This is a genomic window from Pseudomonas sp. B21-056 (genome assembly GCF_026016325.1).
Classification (GTDB): Bacteria; Pseudomonadota; Gammaproteobacteria; order Pseudomonadales; family Pseudomonadaceae; genus Aquipseudomonas.
This window is the reverse complement of record NZ_CP087203.1, coordinates 3140210-3158894: the sequence shown is the minus strand read 5'-3', so window position 1 is coordinate 3158894 and position 18685 is coordinate 3140210. Positions and strand designations below refer to the sequence as shown.

Below are 18685 nucleotides of genomic sequence, written 5' to 3'. Positions count from 1 at the left end.
ATGGCGGCGTATCAGTCGACATCCAGGCTGACTGACTCACCGCCATCGCGAGCAGGCTCGCTCCCACAGGGTTCTATGTAAATTATCGGGAGAGGATGTACCGCTCGATCGCCAGCGCCGCGCCATCCTCGATGACGGATGCGGTAATCACATCGGCCTGGCGCTTGATCGCCTCATCCGCCTGCCCCATGGCAATCGACAGGCCCGCTCGGTGGAACATCGCCGGGTCATTGCCGCCGTCCCCCATGGCCGCCGTCTGCTCCAGTGGCACGCCGAGGAAGGTCGCCAGGGTCGACAGCGCTTCCCCCTTGTTGGCTTGCATCGCCGTAACGTCCAGATAGATCGGCTGCGAACGCGACACCTGGGCCTGGCCCTTGAGCAGCGGATGCAAGCGCGCCTCCAGTTCAACCAGCAGATCCGTGTTGGCGCTGGTGGCGACGATCTTGTCGATGCGCTCCAGGTAGGGCTCGAAACTCTCGACTTCAACGGGCGGATAGCCCAGGCCGCGGGTTTCCACCGGCACCATCGGCCCGTTGGCGTCACGCACCAGCCAATGGTCATCGGCAAACACCCAGACCTCGATGCCGGGCTGATCGGCGTACAACGCCAGGGTCGTCAACGCCGCCTCGGGTGGCAGGTAGTGCACGGCGAGGAAACTGCCGTCCGGATGCACCAGGGTACCGCCGTTGAACGCCGCCGTGGGCAAGTCGACACCCAGGGCTTCGATCTGCTGCAACATTGCCCGGGGCGGCCGTCCGGTGGCGAGGCTGAACAACACGCCGGCCTCGCGCAGGGAGCGAACAGCTTCGATGGTGCGCTGGTTGAGGCTGTGGTCGGGCAGGAGCAGTGTCCCGTCCATGTCGCTGAGCAGAAAACGGATGGAGTGTTTCACCTGATCACTCATCCGAGGTCATGCCAGGCGCGACCGTCGCGTGTCAGCAGATCATCGGCGGCCGCCGGGCCATTCTCTCCAGCCTTGTAAGGCTGGACGGTCACGTCCGGCTGCCAGGCATCGAGAAACGGCTGCACGGCACGCCAGCCGTTCTCGATGTTGTCGGCACGCTGGAACAATGTCTGATCGCCGGTCAGGCAATCGTAGATCAGGGTTTCGTAACCCGTGGATGGTTGCATCTCGAAGAAATCCTTGTAGGCAAAGCCCAATTCGATATTCGCCATGTCGAGGGCCGGCCCCGGCCGCTTGGCCAGTAGATCGAACCACATGCCTTCATTGGGCTGGATCTGTATCTTCAGGTAGGTAGGTTGCAATTCCTCGACTTCAGTGTCGCGAAACTGCGCGTAGGGTGCTGGCTTGAAACAGATGACGATTTCCGTGTCCCGCACACTCATGCGCTTGCCGGTACGCAGGTAAAACGGCACCCCGACCCAACGCCAGTTGTCGATCATGACTTTCAGGGCGACGTAGGTTTCAGTGCCGCTGTCGGCTGCCACGTTGGCTTCCTGGCGGTAACCGTTCACCGCCTGGCCGCCGATTGCGCCGGCGCTGTACTGGCCGCGCACCGAGTTGGCCCGGGCCTGCTCCAGCGACCAGGGGCGAATGGCCCCGATCACCTTGGCCTTCTCCCCTCGTACCGCGTCGGCACCGAAGGCCGCCGGCGGCTCCATGGCCACCATCGCCAGCAACTGGAACAGGTGGTTGGGCACCATGTCCCGCAGGGCTCCGGTGTGTTCATAAAAACTGCCACGGGTTTCCACCCCGACCGTTTCAGCGGCGGTGATTTGCACGTGGTCGATGTAATGATTGTTCCAGAACGCTTCGAAAAAACTGTTGGAGAAACGGCTGACCAGGATGTTCTGTACGGTTTCCTTGCCCAGATAATGGTCGATCCGATAGATCTGCTTCTCGCTCATGACCTTGAGCAGGCAGGCATTGAGCGCTTCGGCGGTGTGCAGATCGGAGCCGAACGGTTTTTCGATCACCACCCGCCGAAAGGCATCCGCCTGTTCCTCGAGCAACCCGGCCGCACCGAGGCGGCGCACCACCTCGCTGAAAAAGCGCGGCGCGGTCGCCAGGTAGAACACCGCATTGCCGGTCCCGCTGGCGGCGATCTTCGCCGCCAGCTCGGCATAGGTGCTGTCGTCGAGGAAGTCACCCTGCACGTAGCTGATGCCTTTGGCCAACCGGGCCCACAGCACCGGGTCGAGCGCCCGGCCGGCATCGCCGCCCTTGCTCGCCGCTTCGTGACGGATGAAATCCTCGAGTTTCCTGGCGAAGTCCAGGTCGCTGATGGCGTTGTGATCAACACCAATGATCTGCAGTCCATCCCCCAGCAACCCGTCACGGTTGAGATGGTACAGTGCCGGCATCAGCAGGCGCTTTACCAGATCACCATGGGCACCGAACAGGAACAACGTGGTCGACGGCGCGGGTTCTGCCTTGGATTTCCTGCCGATCGAGGTCATTTTTTCGGCGTCTCCACGTGGCCGCCGAAGCCGAAGCGCATGGCGGACAGCATCTTGTCGCCGTAGGTGCTCTGCTGGCGGGAACGGAAACGGGCGAACAGCGAACTGGACAGCACCGGCACCGGCACCGCTTGTTCGATGGCCGCCTCGATGGTCCAGCGCCCTTCGCCGCTGTCGGCCACTTCACCGGAAAAGCCGTCCAGCTTTGGATCGCTGGCCAAGGCATCGGCTGTCAGGTCCAGCAACCAGGACGAAACCACGCTGCCGCGGCGCCAGACTTCGGCGATATCGGCCAGGTTCAGGTCGAAACGCTGCTCCGGCGGCAGGCTTTCGCTGGACTTGGTCTTGAGGATGTCGAAGCCTTCGGCGAAGGCCTGCATCATGCCGTACTCGATGCCGTTGTGGATCATCTTCACGAAATGTCCCGACCCGGCCGGGCCAGCGTGGATATAGCCGCGTTCGGCGCGGTCGTCGTCGGACTTGCGGTCACGGGTACGGGGAATGTCGCCCATGCCCGGCGCCAGGCTGTCGAACAGCGGGTCCAGGCGCTTCACCACGTCGGCATCGCCGCCGATCATCATGCAATAACCGCGCTCCAGGCCCCAGACACCGCCGGACGTGCCCACGTCCATGTAGTTCAAGCCTTTTTCCGACAGGGCCGCGGCACGACGGATGTCGTCCTTGTAGTACGTGTTACCGCCATCGATGATCACATCGCCGGGCTCCAGCAGCTCGCTGAGCGCATTGATGGTGTCTTCGGTGGGCGCGCCGGCCGGCAGCATGACCCAGACCGCCCGCGGCTTTTCCAGGCCGGCCACCAGCGCCGGCAGGTCAGCCACGCCCGTGGCACCTTCCTGGGCCAGGTTTTCGACGAACGCGGTGTTGCGGTCATAGACCACTGTGGTGTGCCCATTGAGCATCAGGCGCCGCGCAATATTGCCGCCCATGCGGCCCAGTCCAATAATCCCGAGTTGCATGTGCTGATGCTCCCTACTACAAATAAAGGTATGTCAAAGGTTTAGCTTCGAAACGGTTTGGCTGCGACCAAAGGAGGTTAGTCCAGAGCCTTGCTGCATAGTTTCCGGTTAATTCGTGCGATCACAAGGAGGATAACGCTTCAAATCCGGTCGAAGGCACGGCGACCATGAAAAATAAAAAAGTTCCATTCACGAGCAAAAGAAATCAGAATCGGCGCCGATAGTAGAGGTGTCGACCAAAAAAGCTGGCGGCATCTCTATAGTTGATGTAGCCATTTGCGAGGTGAGCAATGGACCCAGTCGTTACCGCACGTCCTCCCCAAACCCTTTACGTGACCATTCGTCGCGACGAATTGCGCCTTCTCAAGGAAGAACGCGATCTGCTGTTCGATGAAGTGACCCAGTTGCGCATGCAATTGCAGCACGCCCAACTCTCCCATCAGGGCCAGGCCCTGGTTCGATAATTGTCTGTAGGAACTGGCGCAGCTGCGATCATTTGATCTTGATCTCGCTTGAGATTCGAATGCTCGGTGGAAAGATCGCAGCCTCGCTCCGCTCGACAGCTCCTACGACAATATCCTTGCACCCAGCCGGGATAACTCTCTTCGCCCCACCCGCATTCGCACCAGACCGACACTTTATGGTTGAAAACTAACAAAGTTTTCACAGCAGGCCCGGGATACTCCCGACCTTTAAGGTTGCTCGGCGTGTGCCTGCGGTCGCCCATCCGGTGTCAGCAACTTCGTTTCTGTGGATAAGGCTGGAGCGCTTCTCTTGATGAGTTTGTTCAAACGCAGCAAAACGACTGCGAAAGGTTTCGATTGGGCCGGATTCGGCTGGCTCTTCCTATTCTTCTGGTATTTCTCGGGCATCACCCAGTTGCTCATCCTGGTGAGCGATACCTCCGGCTTCTCAGGCTTTCGCCAAGCGTTCGTCGTGAGCGCCGTGTGGCTGGCGCCCATGCTGCTTTTCCCCGCCCGGACCCGCCTGCTTGCCGCATTGATCGGTGTGGTGCTGTGGGCCTGCTCCATGGCCAGCCTGGGTTACTTTTTCATCTATCAGCAGGAATTCTCCCAAAGCGTCATCTTCATCATGTTCGAATCGAACGTGGCCGAAGCCGGCGAGTACATGACGCAGTATTTTGCCTGGTGGATGGTGCCTGCGTTCCTCGCTCATACCGCCATGGGTTACTTCCTTTGGACACGTCTGCGCCCGGTGTACCTGCCCCGGGGCCAGGCCATGGTGGCGGCAGTTGTGATACTGGGCGCCGTCGTCGGTTATCCATTGATCAAGCAAACCCAGCGTGCCGGCACATTCGCCGGCGGCCTGGAAAAATTCGAAGACCGCATCGAACCGGCCGTACCCTGGCAGATGTTGGTGGCCTACCATCGTTATGGTGAGCAGTTGGCAAGCATGCAAGGCATGTTGCAAAGCGCCAGCAAGATTGAACCACTGCGCAACCTCAAGGACGCCATGACCAACCAGCCGGCTACCCTGGTGCTGGTGATCGGCGAGTCCACCAACCGGCAGCGCATGAGCCTGTATGGCTACCCGCGAGAAACCACACCGGAGCTAGACAAACTCAAGGACCAACTGGCGGTCTTCGACAATGTGATTACGCCACGTCCGTACACCATCGAAGCACTGCAACAAGTGCTGACATTTGCTGACGAGCAGAATCCGGACCTGTACCTGACCACCCCTTCGTTGGTCAGCATGATGAAACAGGCGGGCTACAAGACTTTCTGGATCACCAACCAGCAGACCATGACCAAGCGCAACACCATGCTCACGACGTTTTCCCAGCAGGCCGATGAGCAGGTGTACCTGAACAACAACCGCAACCAGAACGCTGCCCAGTACGACGGCGATGTGATTGCACCGTTCAACAAGGCCCTGGCCGATACCGCGCCGCGCAAGCTGATCGTGGTGCACCTGCTCGGTACTCACATGAGCTACCAGTACCGCTATCCGCCGACCTTCAACAAGTTCACCGACCGCCAGGGTGTACCGGCAGGTCTGCGCGACGACCAGGTGCCGACCTACAACAGTTATGACAACGCGGTGCTGTACAACGACTTCGTGGTTTCCAGCCTGATCAAGGACTACGCCAAGAACGACCCCAACGGTTTTCTGTTGTACCTGTCGGACCACGGTGAAGACGTATTCGACTCCGCGGGCCATGACACCCTTGGTCGCAATGAAGGCAAACCCACCGCGCCGATGTACACCATTCCGTTCATGGCCTGGGCTTCGCCCAAGTGGCGTGAAACCCATGACTGGAACTTTGCGGGCGACCTGTCACGGCCTTACAGCAGCTCTCAGTTGATCCATACCTGGGCAGATCTGGCGGGCTTGAGTTTTGATGAACTGGACCGCAGCAAGAGCCTGGTCAGCGCTGAATTCCAGGCCCGACCGCTATTGATCGGCAACCCTTACCAACGGCAGCACAAGGCGCTGATCGACTTCAGCCTGATGCAGCCCAAGGCACCGGCGGCCAGGCTGGTGCAGCAGTAACCGCAAAAGTGTCGGTACACCCGGCACTGTCGTTACTGCTCCAGCGCTTTCGCGAGCAGGCTCGCTCCCACAGGGGGACGTCGGTGAATATGGATTTGTGTTCAACCTAGATCAATGTGGGAGCGAGCCTGCTCGCGAAGGCGTCGCTACATTCGACATATGCAGAGGGCACCTGTCACAGGGGCTTGGTCCAGAACAGCATGCGGCCATGGGCCGGGTCGAACATGCCGGCGGCGAATCCAAACTTCGAATAGCTGCCCTGGGCCACGGCATTGCCTTCAAGCACTTCCAGGGTGATCTTGCAGCAACCGCGCTGACGCGCGATGTCCTCGACCTTCTGCAACATCTTCTGGCTCAGGCCCAGCCCGCGAAACGCCTTCATGACGGCAACATCATGGATATTCACCAGCGGCCGGCAGGCGAAGGTCGAAAACCCCTCGAAACAGTTGATCAGCCCCGCCGGCTCGCCATTGACGAATGCCAGCACGCTGAACGCGTGGGGGCGCTTGGCCAGTTCCTCCGGCAGATGCAGCAAGACCTCGGCTGACAGTGACTGGCCACCGCCCATGGGGTCCTCCGCATAGCCATTGAGCACGTGACAGATCGCTTCGGCGTGAACCGGATTGGTGTAGCTGGCTTGCAGTACGAGAACGTCCTTGGCTTCTTCCATGACCTTGCATCTCTCTTGGCGGGTACGGCGGGTAGTACCGACGGATGGGGCCGTCGATGGGTAGAGGTCAGGCGGGCTGACCGAAACGTTGCAGTTGCATCTCCTGGAGGCGACTGAGGGTACGGCGAAACGGGAATTGCAGATAGCCCTCGGTGTACAACTGATCCATCGGCACCTGGGCCGAAAGGTATAGCGGCACCTTGCGATCGTAGCACTCGTCGATCAGGGCAATGAAACGCCGCACACCGTCATCGTGGACCGACAGTTGCGGCAGCTCGCGGTCCCCCGCCTCGACCCGCTCGACACCGTCCTCCGTGCCACGGGCAATCCGCCCTTCGCGTTGCTCGGCACTCAGGCTGGGCACATCGCTGAGCAGGATGACCTTGAAGCGGTCGCACAGGCCCATGAAATCCAGGGCCGAGAACGGTTGCTCGCACAAATCCGGGTAGCGACTCCAGAGCACCGTGTCGCTGGCCTTGACCGGTTCCAGCAGGCGATGGCCGACCTGCACCGGATCACCACTGGCTGGTTGCCCTGCACTCAACCGTTCGAAGACCTCGCCCAACGGGTCGGGTTGCCCGGCCTCACGCAGCCAATAGCGTTGCTGCACCGCGCCCGGATGCTGGCGATGATCCTGCCAGCCGTTCACCGGCACGACTTGCATGTGCTGTTTGATCGCGGTGATGGTCGGCAGGAACCGCTCACGGTTGTGGCCGTTGGCATAGAGTTCCTCGGGCGGCAGGTTCGAAGTGCTCACGATCACCATGCCCAGTTCGAACATGACCTGGAACAGGCGACCGAGGATGATGGCATCGCCAATGTCGGTGACGAACAACTCGTCGAAACACAGCACCCGGACTTCCTGGCTCAGCTCCCTGGCCAGGGCTTGCAACGGATCCGGCGTGCCCGTGAGCTGGAACGAACGCTGGTGCACCCAGGCCATGAAATGATGGAAATGCTGGCGCCGGGCCGCAACCTTGAGGCTGTCATGGAAGCGGTCCATCAGCCAGGTCTTGCCGCGCCCCACCGGCCCCCAGAGATAAACGCCCTTGATCGACTTGCGCCCCTCGTGCAATGCCTTGTGGCATTGCTCCAGGGCCATGATCGCCAACTCCTGGGCCTCGTCCTGGACAAAGCCGTGGTGTTCAATGGCGTGCTGCCAGGCACTCAAGGGGGAGTCGAAAGTCATGCGGCCCGGGTCCGGAAGATGAAGGGCCTGAGTATGCCATGCCACCAGGCCTATGAATCAACTCAACCCCTGTGGACCGGCCACTGTAGGAGCTGTCGAGCGAAGCGAGGCTGCGATCTTTCCCCTGACACTTGAGTCCCAAGCGAAACTTGAGTCCCAAGCGAAAGATCAAAAGATCGCAGCCTCGCTGCGCTCGACAGCTCCTACAGGGGCCAGAGCAGCTCCCTGCTTAAATCGAGATATCCAGCCGGCTGATCTTGCCCTGCTCATCGAGCCGGAAGGTATAGCGCAACTCCAGCGGACTGCCGGGGAAGGTTCCCGAGATCAGGTTGTGGACCAGCACCTTGCCCGTGCGTTGCTGCACGTTGAGCACTTCTACCCGTGGCTGGAAGCGACGGGAAGTGTCGTCCATCCACTGGATGATGGCCTGGGTGCCGGCCCGGTGCTGGCCCTCATCGAAGACATTGGCGTCCTCGGCGAAAAAAAGCGTCACCGCCGAGCTGTCACGGGCGTTGGCGGCTGCGATGTAGCCAGCGATGGCCGGGGCCAGGGAAGAGACGGGATTGGACATGGTACGGCTCCTTGTTTTATCGATCTGGCACCATGCTAGAACAGCCTCATGTCAGTTCTTGTCAGGAGTGAAGCGTCCGGTATCGTCCAGTTGCATCGACTTCATCCAGGCCCGCAGCAAGTCGCTGCGCCTGCCGGGATAGCGCTCGCCCTGCTCGGTCGCCGAGGCAATCCGGTCGGTGCGAAAGGTCCGGTAGGCACCGCGTAGTTCGCACCAGGCCACCACCACCCGTGCCTCGTTGAAAAAACCCAGGGCCAGGGGCCAGATCAGCCGCTGGCTCGGGGTGTTGTTGACGTCGGCGTAATCGATGTGCAGCTTCGCCTGGGTGCGGATGGCCTGGCGATACACGTTCAACTCCACCGTATTCTGCGGATACCCATAACCCGGCGGACCGGGCAGCACCGTGGGATTGCGCAAGGCGTCCCGGACATCAGGGGCCAGCACCGCGGCAACCTTCGCCAGGGCGTCGGCGGCAGCCTTGCCCAGCACCTCGTCGCCACGCTGGTCCACGTAGCGCAAGCCCAGCACGATGGCTTCGATTTCATCGGCGGTGAACATCAGTGGCGGCAGGAACAGGCCGCTGCGCAATACATAGCCGATGCCCGCCTCCCCCTGGATCGGCGCCCCCAGGGCGGTCAGCTCGGCAATGTCGCGGTAGAGCGTGCGCTCGGACACCTTCAACTCTGCCGCCAGCGTCGCGGCGGTGGCCGGGCAGCGCTTGCCGCGCAAGACTTGCAACAAAGTGAGCAGCCGAGTGGTACGGGACACAATGAGCGATCCGGAAGAAAAAGTTGCTGCAGATTAGCAGAGGCTGTTGTCAGAAACTGTCAGGAGCCCAACGCCTATTTGGATTTGGAGTACTTCGTGGCGAGGGGATTTATCCCCTCGCCACAGGGTTCTTCGCTTGCCTTTGGGTTGTGAGTTATCGTGACCAAAACTTATGAGAGTACGCCCATGCGCAGAATCCCCGGCCTGTTTCTCCTGCTGACACTGTTCAGCCTCAGCGCCTGCGCCCTCTTCCCCCACCGTGACCCGCTGAACATCAACGTGGTCGGTATCGAGCCCCTGCCCAGCCAAGATCTGGAGATGCGTTTTGCCGTGAAGCTGCGCCTGCAGAATCCCAACGAAACCGCCATCCAATACAACGGCGTGGCGCTGGACCTGGAGGTCAACGACCGCACGCTGGCCACCGGCGTCAGCGACCAGAGCGGTTCCATTCCACGGTTTTCCGAAACGATACTGAGTGTCCCCGTGAGCATTTCGGCATTTTCGGTGCTGCGCCAGACCCTGGGCCTGAGTCAGGCACAGGGTCTGGATGAACTGCCCTATGTGCTCAAGGGCAAACTCTCCGGGGGACTGTTCGGCACCATGCGCTTCGTCGACCGCGGCACCCTCGACTTGCGAGGACGCGCGGCGACCTGGTGATTCACGCCGTGAAGCGCACGCCGGGCCGGGCCCGTTCATCCACCACCAGTTCGAACACATCCGGCCTGGCGTAATGACCCACTACGTCATAGTCATAACGCGCCCGCACCAGGTCATCGGTATCGATTTCGGCGGTCAGTAGCCCAGCGGTGTCTTTCAGCGGCCCGGCCAGCACATCCCCCATGGGCCCGATGATCACACTGCCGCCGGCGATCAACGGACGATCCGCCGGCCAGTGCTCGACCTCAACGCCCAGCGCCTGAGGTGAGGCCTGGATCTGGCAGGCGCTGACCACAAAGCATCGCCCCTCGTGGGCAATGTGACGCATGGTCACCTGCCACATCTCCCGCTCATCCACCGTCGGCGCGCACCAGACCTCCACGCCCTTGGCATACATCGCGGTGCGCAGCAGCGGCATCATGTTTTCCCAGCACACCGCCGCGCCGAGCCGACCGACCTGGCTGTCGATCACCGGCAAGGTCGAACCGTCACCCTTGCCCCAGATCAGCCGCTCGGTGCCGGTGGGCATCAGTTTGCGATGTTTGGCCACCAGGCCTGCATCGGGCTCGAAATACAGCGCCGTGCAATACAGGGTACTGCCGGCACGCTCGATGACGCCGAGCACCAGGCTTGCTCCCGTGCGCGCCGAAAGCCCGGCCAACGCCTCGGTCTCGACACCCGGCACGTCGATGGCATTGGCAAAGTAGCGGGCGAAGGCCTCGCGCCCCTCCGGCAGCCGGTAACCCAACCGGGTCCCGAATCCTTCCCCCTTGGGGTAACCGCCCAACAGCGCTTCGGGCATCACCACCAAGCGAGCACCGGCCTGGCGTATGGCGTCTTCGTAACAAAGGATCTGCGCCAATGTCTCGTCCTTGCCGCCGGGCAAGGAACCGATCTGCAGGGCAGCCACGATGGATTTGGGCATGGGTGTTCAACTCCTTGGTCATCAGGTGTTGCTGATTCTCAGGCGTCGACCGATCATGAATAAAGCCCTCTACATTGCTAAACGATATGAACCTGATGAATATCGAGAACCTCGATCTCAACCTGCTCAAGACCTTCGAAGCCCTGCACGACGAATCCAGCGCCAGCCGGGCCGCGCTGCGCCTGGGCGTGACCCAGTCGGCCATCAGTGCCGCCCTGCGCAGGCTGCGAAACGTGTATGACGATCAATTGTTCGTGCGCACCGGTCGCGGCCTGGCGCCGACGTTGCGGGCCAATCAACTGAAACCGGTGATCAGCGAAGCCCTGGACAAATGCCGGCAAAGCCTGGCGATGATCGACCCCGATACCCGTCATTACGAAGGCCGCTCGGTCATCGTCGGTCTGTCCGACGACTTCGAGGTGGCCTACGGGCGGCGCCTGATCGAGGAAGTGGCGCAACGGGCGCCGGGGTTGCGCTTGATTTTTCGCCAGACCCACAGCCAGATCGTCGGTCGCAACCTGATGGAGCGCAATTTCGACCTGGCGATCACGGCGGGTGGTTTCACCGAACGATTGCTCAGCCGCCAGGTACTGGGTGAAGGCGACTATGCCTGCCTGGTCGACCCGGCCAGCCTGCAAGAGCACCAGCAGACCCTCAGCCTGGAGGCCTTCGTGGCCCGCGAACATCTGCTGGTGTCATCGGGTGGTTTCATCGGCATCACCGACGAAGGACTGGCCGGGCTCGGCCTGAGCCGGAAGGTGTGTGCCTCGACCACCCATTTTGCGGCGTTGCCGTTTCTGCTCAAGGGCAGCCGGGCCGTGGCGACCATTCCGGGGCACGCCGCACGGGCCATTGCGGCACTCGGCGGCCTGGCGTTTTTGCCCTGCCCCCTCGCCTTGCCACGTTATCCCATCGAACTGGGGTGGCGAACCCACACCCAGATGGATCCGGCAGTGGCCAAGGTGCGCGAGGCCATCGTCACGACCTTTGCGTAAGGTTTATTTATTGGCGGCCATCAGGCGATTGACCTCACTGCGCACCATGTTGGCGTATTCGGGGGGCGACATGCCGTCCAGTTCGGCGCGTACCCACTCGGCCCATTTGCCTTTGCGCTTGGAGCGTTCGCCGAACAACCGCGCGGCGTCGCCCTTGGCCTTGCCCAGGTTGTTCTGCCACAGCTCGAACAGTCGGGATTTTTCGTCTTCCAGCGCGGCACGCTCGGCCAGCGGCTTGTCAGCCAGATTGAAACTCATGGAAATTACCTGTTGCGCAAATAGGCGACATCTTACACCTTGCGAGGAAACGTCTTAACCATCATTTAGGCTGGACCGTGCTGACATCGCCAGACCCTGCAACTTTTGCAAAAGCGCAGCACTCCATTGTTCACGGCAATCATCAATCAAGGAGTAACCCGATGGCTCGTAGACCCAGCGCGCAAGCGAACGGAGAGCAAATCAAGGATCAGGTGTTCAGTGAACTGAAGGCCTTGATCGAAGAGTCGGAGAAGCTGCTCAAAAGCAGCGACTCGCTGGTCGGCGAAGACGCCGAGAACCTGCGGGGACAGATCTCTCAGAAACTGCAGCAGGCCCTGGACTCGGTCGCCAGCGCCCGGGAACGCACCCGGCCCATGGTCGATGCCACGGAGGTCTACATCGGCGGTCATCCATGGCAAACCGTGGCGATTTCCGCCGGTTTCGGGCTGGTGGTGGGCTTGTTGCTCGGACGGCGTTAAACACAGACTGTAAAACGTTGCACCGTCCCTGATCGCCACCCTGTGTAGGAGCTGTCGAGTGCAACGAGGCTGCGATCTTGTCCCAGGCGATTGAGTCGACAGTGCAAGCAAGATCAAAAGATCGCAGCCTCGTTGCACTCGACAGCTCCTACACAGCTCCTACACAGCTCCTACAATCCTGCCAACGCCCGCAGCTGTTGCAGTGTCTGCTCATCCAGCACAATCCCATGCTGATCGGAATGACTGCGCTCCCGATGCCGGCGATCCCCTGGCAGCCGCCGCAATCCCACGCCCTGCATCTGCCTGACCAGTTCCTGGCTGCGCTCGGCAAAGTCCTGCCCGGCGGCCTTGCTCGGGTCGATCACGATCAACAACTGCCCGGTCCACGGCGTCTTCGCACCCGGATGATTGTTCCAATCGAACTCGAACGAGAAATTGCCGCCGGTGAGGGCCGCCGCCAGCAGCTCGACCATCATCGACAACGCCGATCCCTTGTGCCCGCCAAACGGCAGCAATGCGCCGCCGTCGAGAATCGCCTTCGGGTCGCAGGTTGGCTGGCCGAGGCTGTCCACTCCCATGCCTGGCGGTAACAACTCGCCCTTGCGCGCGGCAATCTGCACGTCGCCATGGGCGATGGCGCTGGTGGCCAGGTCAAAGACAATCGGCTCGCCACCGGCCCGCGGCGCGGCGAAGGCAATGGGATTGGTGCCGAACAACGGACGTTCCGCGCCATGGGGCACCACGCAGGTCATGCTGTTGACCACGCTCAACGCCACCAACCCTTCGTAGGCAAACGGCTCGACATCCGGCCAGAGGGCGGCAAAGTGATGGGAATTGCGGATCGCCAACACTGCGATACCGGCGCTGCGGGCCTTCTCCACCAATAACGGACGTGCGGCGGCCAGGGCCGGCTGGGCGAAACCGTTTCCAGCGTCCACCCGGACGAAGCCCGATGCGACGTCTTCAACCACCGGCACTGCCTGACCGTTGACCCAACCGCTGTTCAGCGTCGAGACATAGCCGGGCATGCGAAACACCCCATGGCTATGGGCACCGTCGCGCTCGGCGCGGGCGCAGTTTTCAGCCAGGGTGCGGGCGACGTCAGCCGAGGTGCCGTGCCGCAGGAAAATCTTCTCCAGCAGGCCCACCAGGGCGTCAAGGGACAGGGGGCCGGAACCGGCATGATCGGATAGCGCGGACATCTGAAGCTCCAGAATGATTGTTGGAGGTAGCCACAGTGAGGGAGGGACAAACCCGGATTAAACACCGCTTCAAGCGCACGCTGTCAATCTTTTCACCGCAGGCGCGGCACGCGCTCCCCACAGCCTGACAGATCTGAAGCCTTTCGTGCGGTAACTATGTACCACCTGCGCGCCGTCACCGTTCTCTAGGCTGGTCGCTTCATCCATGTATGGGCTGCCCATGGCGCCTTGATCGAGAAGCAACGATGACCAGTGAAACCACGCCACTGCTATTTCCCGACGTCCTCGGCGCCACCCGCCTGGACGAATTGACCGCTCCCCATGGCCTGACGCAAACCGACCTCGACTGGCTGCACCACGCAGCCCTGCCCAGCCACGCCCTGCGTGCCGCGCAAACGCCATCGATGTCTGCCGAGGTCATTCTGCTCCAGGCCGAGGGCCAGGCTCCGATTCCGCTGGCCGGCTGCTTTACCTTGACGACCTTGCCAGACGCCGGCACATCCCCTCCCAAGCCTGCATTCCTCTACACACCGCTGGGTGGAATCCGGAAATTCGACAGCCCCCAGGCGCTCCAGACAAAGATTGAGCAAATGCTTGCGGCCCCTGCCGAGCGTGACGATCTGTTCCAGCTCCTGTCCATTGCCCAGCGCGCCGAACTGAACGCCAGCCCCGTTATCAGGCAGTCCCGACGGACAATAGATGGAGATGTTTTCAAGACCCAGGTCGAATCCATCGAGCACGCTCAAAGCCTCAATGCGCTGACCATGGTAAACGAGCTGATCAAACTGCCCTCGCTGACCTCGATGCTTGGCCAGGCATTGAATGAGGTACTGGCGAACCTTGACCATCAACAGGCCCGCGTAACCATTTCTGTCGATGCAGCGCTGGGTGATCCGACCATGGGCAAAGTGACCAACAACCTGTCACTGTCCGAAGCGGTCCTGGTGTACTTCCACCATCAGGGCCGGCCAGCCCGACACGATATCGATTTCATCCACCCGGGAATCACGGCATCACCTCATAATTCGCAGCAATGGGAAAGCCTGCTGCGGGTCACCGCTGGAAACCTGATACCCAGGCTCACCGAGTGCATCAACGCCTATTGGGACGCCACCGGGCCTTTCCATACCTCACGTCGCAAGCTGCTTTCGCAGGTCCTCAGCGATGCCCTGCGCGCAACCATCCTGAGCCAGCGGGAACAAAGGCAACTGACCGACGCGCAAAGCCAGGAGCTGCTCCGCTTGTTCGGGTCATCCCGCCAGGACGAGACGCCCCTGTTCATCGAAACGATTCGTCTATGGGAATACGAGCCGCTCTATGTGGAGCTCGCCGGCTCGTTGATGATCAGCGGCAAAGGGCATTACCTCTACAGGCCCAGTCATGGCTTGCAGACAGTGGACAACTACCTCGGATTCAAGGACATGCTGCTCGCCACGCCGACCAGCATTGCGCGCAAGGAGGAACTCTACAGTCTGCTGAGCCTGGAAGAGCGCAACCGCTTCCTGCGCCTTGACGAGCCACAAATATCAGGACGGTCAGTGACGTCGCCGGTGTTCGAATCCCTGGCGGATGCAATCATCGGCAAACAGATCAACAACCTTCACTACGCACTGGAGATGTCCCGCCAGGGCACCGTGAACCTCCAGGCCCTGGTCGACAAGGCACTGGATATTCGCTCCTTGATCAACAAGAACCTGCTGGAACATGGAACCGATGGGCACTGGGGCACCCTGCCGGCCTTCTACGGAGACTCGCGGCCGTCCAACTTCATGGCCGATCAACTGAAGAGAAAGATCAAAAGTTACACCACCGTCGAAGAGGCTTTCACCACGCTGTTCGCCCAACTGCCGCTCTCCAATGAAATCTCACTGCACAGTCAGTTGAGAAGATTGCTGCCCGAACTCACCAACGTGTTTTCCCTCGGAATACGTGCCGAGGCCGAGCTCAGGAAACTCGACGGGACACTGCCACCGGCCGCAGAGCATCTCATCAACAGCGTGTTTGCCTACGACTCCGACTATCCGAATCGCCGGCAGCGCATAGGGCTCAAAGGCTTTCGGCCCGACGCCTATTCGCTGAGGCTTGCATACACCAATGAGGGCAACACAGCCTCCCTCCCCCTCGCCAACTGTTTTTTCCTGACCGAGCGCGGAGGGCTGGATACGCCCTATTCAGGCCTGGGCATCCTCTGGACACCAACCTACGGCCTGCAGGTTTTCCCCTCCGTCGACGTCGCGACGAAACAGTTGAACCGAAACCTGCTCGACTCTCGGAAGCGCTTTGGTCTGCTCGCGAACCTGCCCGCTCGTCAACGCAAGCCCCACGGGTGCTATCAGCTCGAGGCATTTGAGTTGATCGAAGACAACGTGTTGCTGGATCGGATGAATTCGTTCCTCAGGTTGTTCGAGCTCGAACACGGCTATCTGAACACCTTGAAAACCCGGGACTGGCAACTGACCGGACCCGCACTGATCAAAAGCCTTGAAGCGCTACTGAGCCGGGGCGCCCCCACCAATCTGGCACGCGCGACACAAATCGCCCAGGCGGACTGGTGGCGACAGAAGCTGCCCGCCTGGCTCGGCATGGCCTCCCTTGAAGACCAGCGCCTGCACATTGATCTGCTTGAGCAATACAGAAGCAGCGTGGTCGATGGCAAGGACTACCTGGACGGTATCGAGCTCTTGCAGGCCTTTACGCGTAACAAACTGAAAGCATTGCTGGACGCTCGTTTCACCGAAAAGGACCTTGACCCGGCCACCATTCACATCACACCGAACCTCGCACTGGCGGGGCCTCCCAGCTCGCTGAACGAGTTCGCCCTGAATCATATCGAGGTCACTCAAAAAACCGGATTCAAGGTTTCCTCGACTTCCAGGCAGAAGCTGCCTGACAGTTTGAACGAGGCGGCGGTCAAACAGTTGTTGCTGTCATTGGATATCGCCACCTCGTACAAACAACATGTACTGGACAAGCTGTCCGGCACGACGCAGGACGTTCAGCAGAGAAAACAGCGCTTCCGCCAGCAATTACCCTGGCAACTGTTGCAATACGCTCATGCACGGTGCCTGCAACAGTACCTCTCCCCTTCAGCCTTTGACTTGGTTCGCCAGGTGCTGGACATGCCGGACGCCATCGCTCGCCAGGCGGTGAAAGGCGCCAGCGCGTTGATTCGGCCGTTGGAGTTGATCAAAACCGACGGCGCTGCGGCAATCAAGGCTCTGGGGCTTTACCTGATCGGCTCGAGCACCGAGACGAAGGCGCCCCACGTCCTCTATTCCCCTTACCATGCCGGTCCGAGCTTTACCGAGTTCGAGGACGAAGCGAGTGTCATGAGCGCGTTCAACAAGCCAGGGCCGCTGCAAGACCTGTTGATCAGCCGATTGCCCGCCAACCAGCAAAGCGCTTTCAGGAACCTGTTCATCTCCACGGTCGGGCAGCTATCGGAAATCACCCTGGCCTCGAATCCGATCCAAACGAACATCCTCGATGCGTTGTTCGATGACAATATCCGGCTGTTATCGGACCTGCTGACCACGCAAACGGATAGGAAACGTCAGTTCGACTGGCAAACCGTTCGGCATCTGCTCAGCGTCGGTGCCAAGTTCGTAGGCAGACAGCTGCAGGGCAAGCTGACTTTTTTCGAAACGCTGTGGGAAAGTTACCAGGACTTCAAGTCTTCTTCCGAAGCGTTGCAGCGACATGACTGGAAAGCAGGCCTGCATGATTTCATTGCCGGTGCCGCCGAGATGGTGTCACTGGGTTTTCTGAATCGAGAGGATACGTTCGGGCTGCTCGACCCCATCGGCCCCGTCTCGCAAAACGCCCCTGCGACTCCGGTCCATTGGAGGGATATCGCCACTACCGCTGCGCTGCGTACCAACCTGCAAGCCTTCGAAGCCACGGATGTGAGCCTCAGCGATCTGCAGAAAAACCTAATCGACGGGACCTACAAGGCCATCGGCTCCGGCAAGCTCTATGCCTGCGTTGCCGGCAAGGTGTTCCAGGTGGCGAAAGCCAACCAGGTCTGGCGGGTCGTCCATGAAAAGGGTGAAGGGCCGATACTGAAAAGGTCGCCCGGCAGTCAGGACTGGGCAATCGATCCACAACGACAGACCATTCGTTACGGCAAGGTGATGTCGTCGCTTGCGAACTCGTACAGTGACTACAAGGCTGCCGACACACTGAACATCGAAGCCAAGGGCATGGCTGAAATCCGCAGGAAATACCCTCACCATGCCAACGCAATCGTGCAGGCGCTGGAGGCGGCCAGGTATTACTCTCTCAACACACTTCATAATCTCGACCAAGCCAGGCAACACGTCCCGCCGGGTTCTCGGCTGGATACGTTCCTGAAGAGCTTTTTTGGCGTTAACCAGGTCGATGCCGGTCTGATCGAAAAGCTACGGACTGCAATTGCGCCGATATGCCAGGTATTGGCGGATCCGTCCTGGGAATCAAAAAACGCAAAACGCATCGTGATCGGCAACCTCAAGAACGCCGACGACACGGCAACGGCCTTTGTGCTCGAACCCAGTGCGGCCGGAAAAATCTATCTCACCCAGCTTTTCTTCGATATAGGCCTGGACTCGTACAGGGCCATCGTCCCCGAGTCATTCAATGTCGATGCCCATGCCCAGGGAGCGACCCTCATTCACGAAATTACCCACCAGCTTTTCGATACGCATGACATCGTTTACCTGGATGCAGTACTGCCCTTTCTCGACCTGATTTCGCAAGCGACTTCTTACGGACGGCTCCGATATGACTACCAGCAGGAACAGCAACTCAATGGGCTGTCGCTGACTACGCCACGTTCAAAGTTGTTCATGGGATGGGATACCGCAGCCGGTACGCTCAAGAGCCTGGAGCTTATCCCCGAGTTCAAGGCTACCGCCAAGGAGATCCTGAAAGTGACCGGCGCCAGGACCATGAGCGAGGCCCGTGATGTTTTTCTGGACATCAACTCGGCGGACAAGCGCATCGACGTCATCCTTCGAAACGCCGACTCCCTGACCTTGCTCATTTGTGAATTGGGGCGACAGCTCGACTGACCACA

General features: G+C 60.4%; 16 protein-coding genes. 6 read left to right on the top strand and 10 right to left on the bottom strand.

Annotated elements, in window-relative coordinates; translation table 11 throughout:
• Positions 1-82: 82 nt before the first annotated feature.
• Genes LOY67_RS13370 through gnd form a run of 3 tightly spaced genes read right to left on the bottom strand, consistent with a single transcriptional unit; the run spans position 83 to position 3422 of the window.
• A complete protein-coding gene (locus LOY67_RS13370; RefSeq protein WP_265067618.1) occupies positions 83-904 on the bottom strand; it encodes an HAD family hydrolase in 822 nt (273 codons plus the stop codon).
• Positions 901-2421 (bottom strand): glucose-6-phosphate dehydrogenase, encoded by a 1521-nt coding sequence (zwf, locus tag LOY67_RS13365; protein WP_265067617.1) that lies wholly within the window; start codon positions 2419-2421, stop codon positions 901-903. Before zwf ends, LOY67_RS13370 begins: the two co-directional genes overlap by 4 nt.
• Positions 2418-3422 (bottom strand): phosphogluconate dehydrogenase (NAD(+)-dependent, decarboxylating), encoded by a 1005-nt coding sequence (gene gnd / locus LOY67_RS13360; RefSeq protein ID WP_265067760.1) that lies wholly within the window; start codon positions 3420-3422, stop codon positions 2418-2420. Before gnd ends, zwf begins: the two co-directional genes overlap by 4 nt.
• Before the next feature lie 266 nt (positions 3423-3688).
• Between gnd and LOY67_RS13355 the strand changes: the two genes are divergently transcribed.
• Positions 3689-3862, top strand: a complete 174-nt coding sequence (locus LOY67_RS13355) for a DUF6026 family protein (RefSeq protein WP_265067616.1) — start codon at positions 3689-3691, stop codon at positions 3860-3862.
• A 313-nt stretch (positions 3863-4175) separates the two neighbouring features.
• The gene (locus LOY67_RS13350) at positions 4176-5915 is read left to right on the top strand and encodes a phosphoethanolamine transferase CptA (RefSeq protein WP_265067615.1); all 1740 of its coding nucleotides are present in this window, start codon (positions 4176-4178) and stop codon (positions 5913-5915) included.
• Positions 5916-6090: 175 nt separating this feature from the next.
• On the opposite strand, the gene LOY67_RS13345 is transcribed toward LOY67_RS13350, so the two are convergent.
• The 4 genes from LOY67_RS13345 to LOY67_RS13330 all read right to left on the bottom strand — a co-directional run bounded on the left by LOY67_RS13345 (position 6091) and on the right by LOY67_RS13330 (position 9113).
• Entirely contained in the window at positions 6091-6585 is a 495-nt protein-coding gene (locus LOY67_RS13345; protein ID WP_265067614.1) for a GNAT family N-acetyltransferase, read from the bottom strand.
• Between the two features lie 67 nt (positions 6586-6652).
• Positions 6653-7774 carry a cell division protein ZapE gene (zapE, locus tag LOY67_RS13340; RefSeq protein ID WP_265067613.1) on the bottom strand — a complete coding sequence of 374 codons (1122 nt, stop codon included), beginning with the start codon at positions 7772-7774 and terminating at the stop codon, positions 6653-6655.
• A 229-nt stretch (positions 7775-8003) separates the two neighbouring features.
• Complete coding sequence (locus tag LOY67_RS13335; protein WP_265067612.1) at positions 8004-8345, bottom strand: nuclear transport factor 2 family protein; 342 nt, start codon at positions 8343-8345, stop codon at positions 8004-8006.
• Positions 8346-8396: 51 nt separating this feature from the next.
• On the bottom strand, positions 8397-9113 hold the full coding sequence (locus LOY67_RS13330; RefSeq protein WP_258624584.1) for a helix-turn-helix transcriptional regulator: 717 nt from the start codon (positions 9111-9113) through the stop codon (positions 8397-8399).
• A 186-nt stretch (positions 9114-9299) separates the two neighbouring features.
• Between LOY67_RS13330 and LOY67_RS13325 the strand changes: the two genes are divergently transcribed.
• A complete protein-coding gene (locus tag LOY67_RS13325) occupies positions 9300-9770 on the top strand; it encodes an LEA type 2 family protein (RefSeq protein ID WP_265067611.1) in 471 nt (156 codons plus the stop codon).
• A 1-nt stretch (position 9771) separates the two neighbouring features.
• On the opposite strand, the gene LOY67_RS13320 is transcribed toward LOY67_RS13325, so the two are convergent.
• A complete protein-coding gene (locus LOY67_RS13320) occupies positions 9772-10695 on the bottom strand; it encodes a carbon-nitrogen hydrolase family protein (protein WP_265067610.1) in 924 nt (307 codons plus the stop codon).
• A gap of 86 nt (positions 10696-10781) precedes the next feature.
• Between LOY67_RS13320 and LOY67_RS13315 the strand changes: the two genes are divergently transcribed.
• Positions 10782-11690 (top strand): LysR family transcriptional regulator, encoded by a 909-nt coding sequence (locus LOY67_RS13315; RefSeq protein WP_265067609.1) that lies wholly within the window; start codon positions 10782-10784, stop codon positions 11688-11690.
• Positions 11691-11693: 3 nt separating this feature from the next.
• Here the strand turns inward: LOY67_RS13315 and LOY67_RS13310 are convergent, their stop codons facing one another.
• Positions 11694-11948 (bottom strand): hypothetical protein, encoded by a 255-nt coding sequence (locus LOY67_RS13310; RefSeq protein ID WP_003181187.1) that lies wholly within the window; start codon positions 11946-11948, stop codon positions 11694-11696.
• A 161-nt stretch (positions 11949-12109) separates the two neighbouring features.
• Between LOY67_RS13310 and LOY67_RS13305 the strand changes: the two genes are divergently transcribed.
• Positions 12110-12427 (top strand): DUF883 family protein, encoded by a 318-nt coding sequence (locus LOY67_RS13305; RefSeq protein WP_265067608.1) that lies wholly within the window; start codon positions 12110-12112, stop codon positions 12425-12427.
• Between the two features lie 170 nt (positions 12428-12597).
• On the opposite strand, the gene LOY67_RS13300 is transcribed toward LOY67_RS13305, so the two are convergent.
• Positions 12598-13629 carry an Ldh family oxidoreductase gene (locus tag LOY67_RS13300; protein ID WP_265067607.1) on the bottom strand — a complete coding sequence of 344 codons (1032 nt, stop codon included), beginning with the start codon at positions 13627-13629 and terminating at the stop codon, positions 12598-12600.
• A 245-nt stretch (positions 13630-13874) separates the two neighbouring features.
• Here LOY67_RS13300 and LOY67_RS13295 point away from each other — a divergent pair, with 245 nt between their 5' ends.
• Positions 13875-18680: a M35 family metallopeptidase gene (locus LOY67_RS13295; protein ID WP_265067606.1), complete on the top strand. Its 4806-nt coding sequence runs from the start codon at positions 13875-13877 to the stop codon at positions 18678-18680.
• Positions 18681-18685 lie beyond the last annotated feature (5 nt).

Bases quoted from the DNA above. Each gene is read 5' to 3' on its own strand.
- LOY67_RS13305 (WP_265067608.1), top strand. From the start codon at position 12,110: ATGGCTCGTAGACCCAGCGCGCAAGCGAACGGAGAGCAAATCAAGGAT.
- zwf (WP_265067617.1), bottom strand. From the start codon at position 2,421: ATGACCTCGATCGGCAGGAAATCCAAGGCAGAACCCGCGCCGTCGACC.
- LOY67_RS13310 (WP_003181187.1), bottom strand. From the start codon at position 11,948: ATGAGTTTCAATCTGGCTGACAAGCCGCTGGCCGAGCGTGCCGCGCTG.
- LOY67_RS13345 (WP_265067614.1), bottom strand. From the start codon at position 6,585: ATGGAAGAAGCCAAGGACGTTCTCGTACTGCAAGCCAGCTACACCAAT.
- LOY67_RS13350 (WP_265067615.1), top strand. From the start codon at position 4,176: ATGAGTTTGTTCAAACGCAGCAAAACGACTGCGAAAGGTTTCGATTGG.
- LOY67_RS13315 (WP_265067609.1), top strand. From the start codon at position 10,782: ATGAACCTGATGAATATCGAGAACCTCGATCTCAACCTGCTCAAGACC.
- LOY67_RS13300 (WP_265067607.1), bottom strand. From the start codon at position 13,629: ATGTCCGCGCTATCCGATCATGCCGGTTCCGGCCCCCTGTCCCTTGAC.
- LOY67_RS13370 (WP_265067618.1), bottom strand. From the start codon at position 904: ATGAGTGATCAGGTGAAACACTCCATCCGTTTTCTGCTCAGCGACATG.
- LOY67_RS13335 (WP_265067612.1), bottom strand. From the start codon at position 8,345: ATGTCCAATCCCGTCTCTTCCCTGGCCCCGGCCATCGCTGGCTACATC.
- LOY67_RS13295 (WP_265067606.1), top strand. From the start codon at position 13,875: ATGACCAGTGAAACCACGCCACTGCTATTTCCCGACGTCCTCGGCGCC.
- LOY67_RS13320 (WP_265067610.1), bottom strand. From the start codon at position 10,695: ATGCCCAAATCCATCGTGGCTGCCCTGCAGATCGGTTCCTTGCCCGGC.
- LOY67_RS13355 (WP_265067616.1), top strand. From the start codon at position 3,689: ATGGACCCAGTCGTTACCGCACGTCCTCCCCAAACCCTTTACGTGACC.
- zapE (WP_265067613.1), bottom strand. From the start codon at position 7,774: ATGACTTTCGACTCCCCCTTGAGTGCCTGGCAGCACGCCATTGAACAC.
- LOY67_RS13325 (WP_265067611.1), top strand. From the start codon at position 9,300: ATGCGCAGAATCCCCGGCCTGTTTCTCCTGCTGACACTGTTCAGCCTC.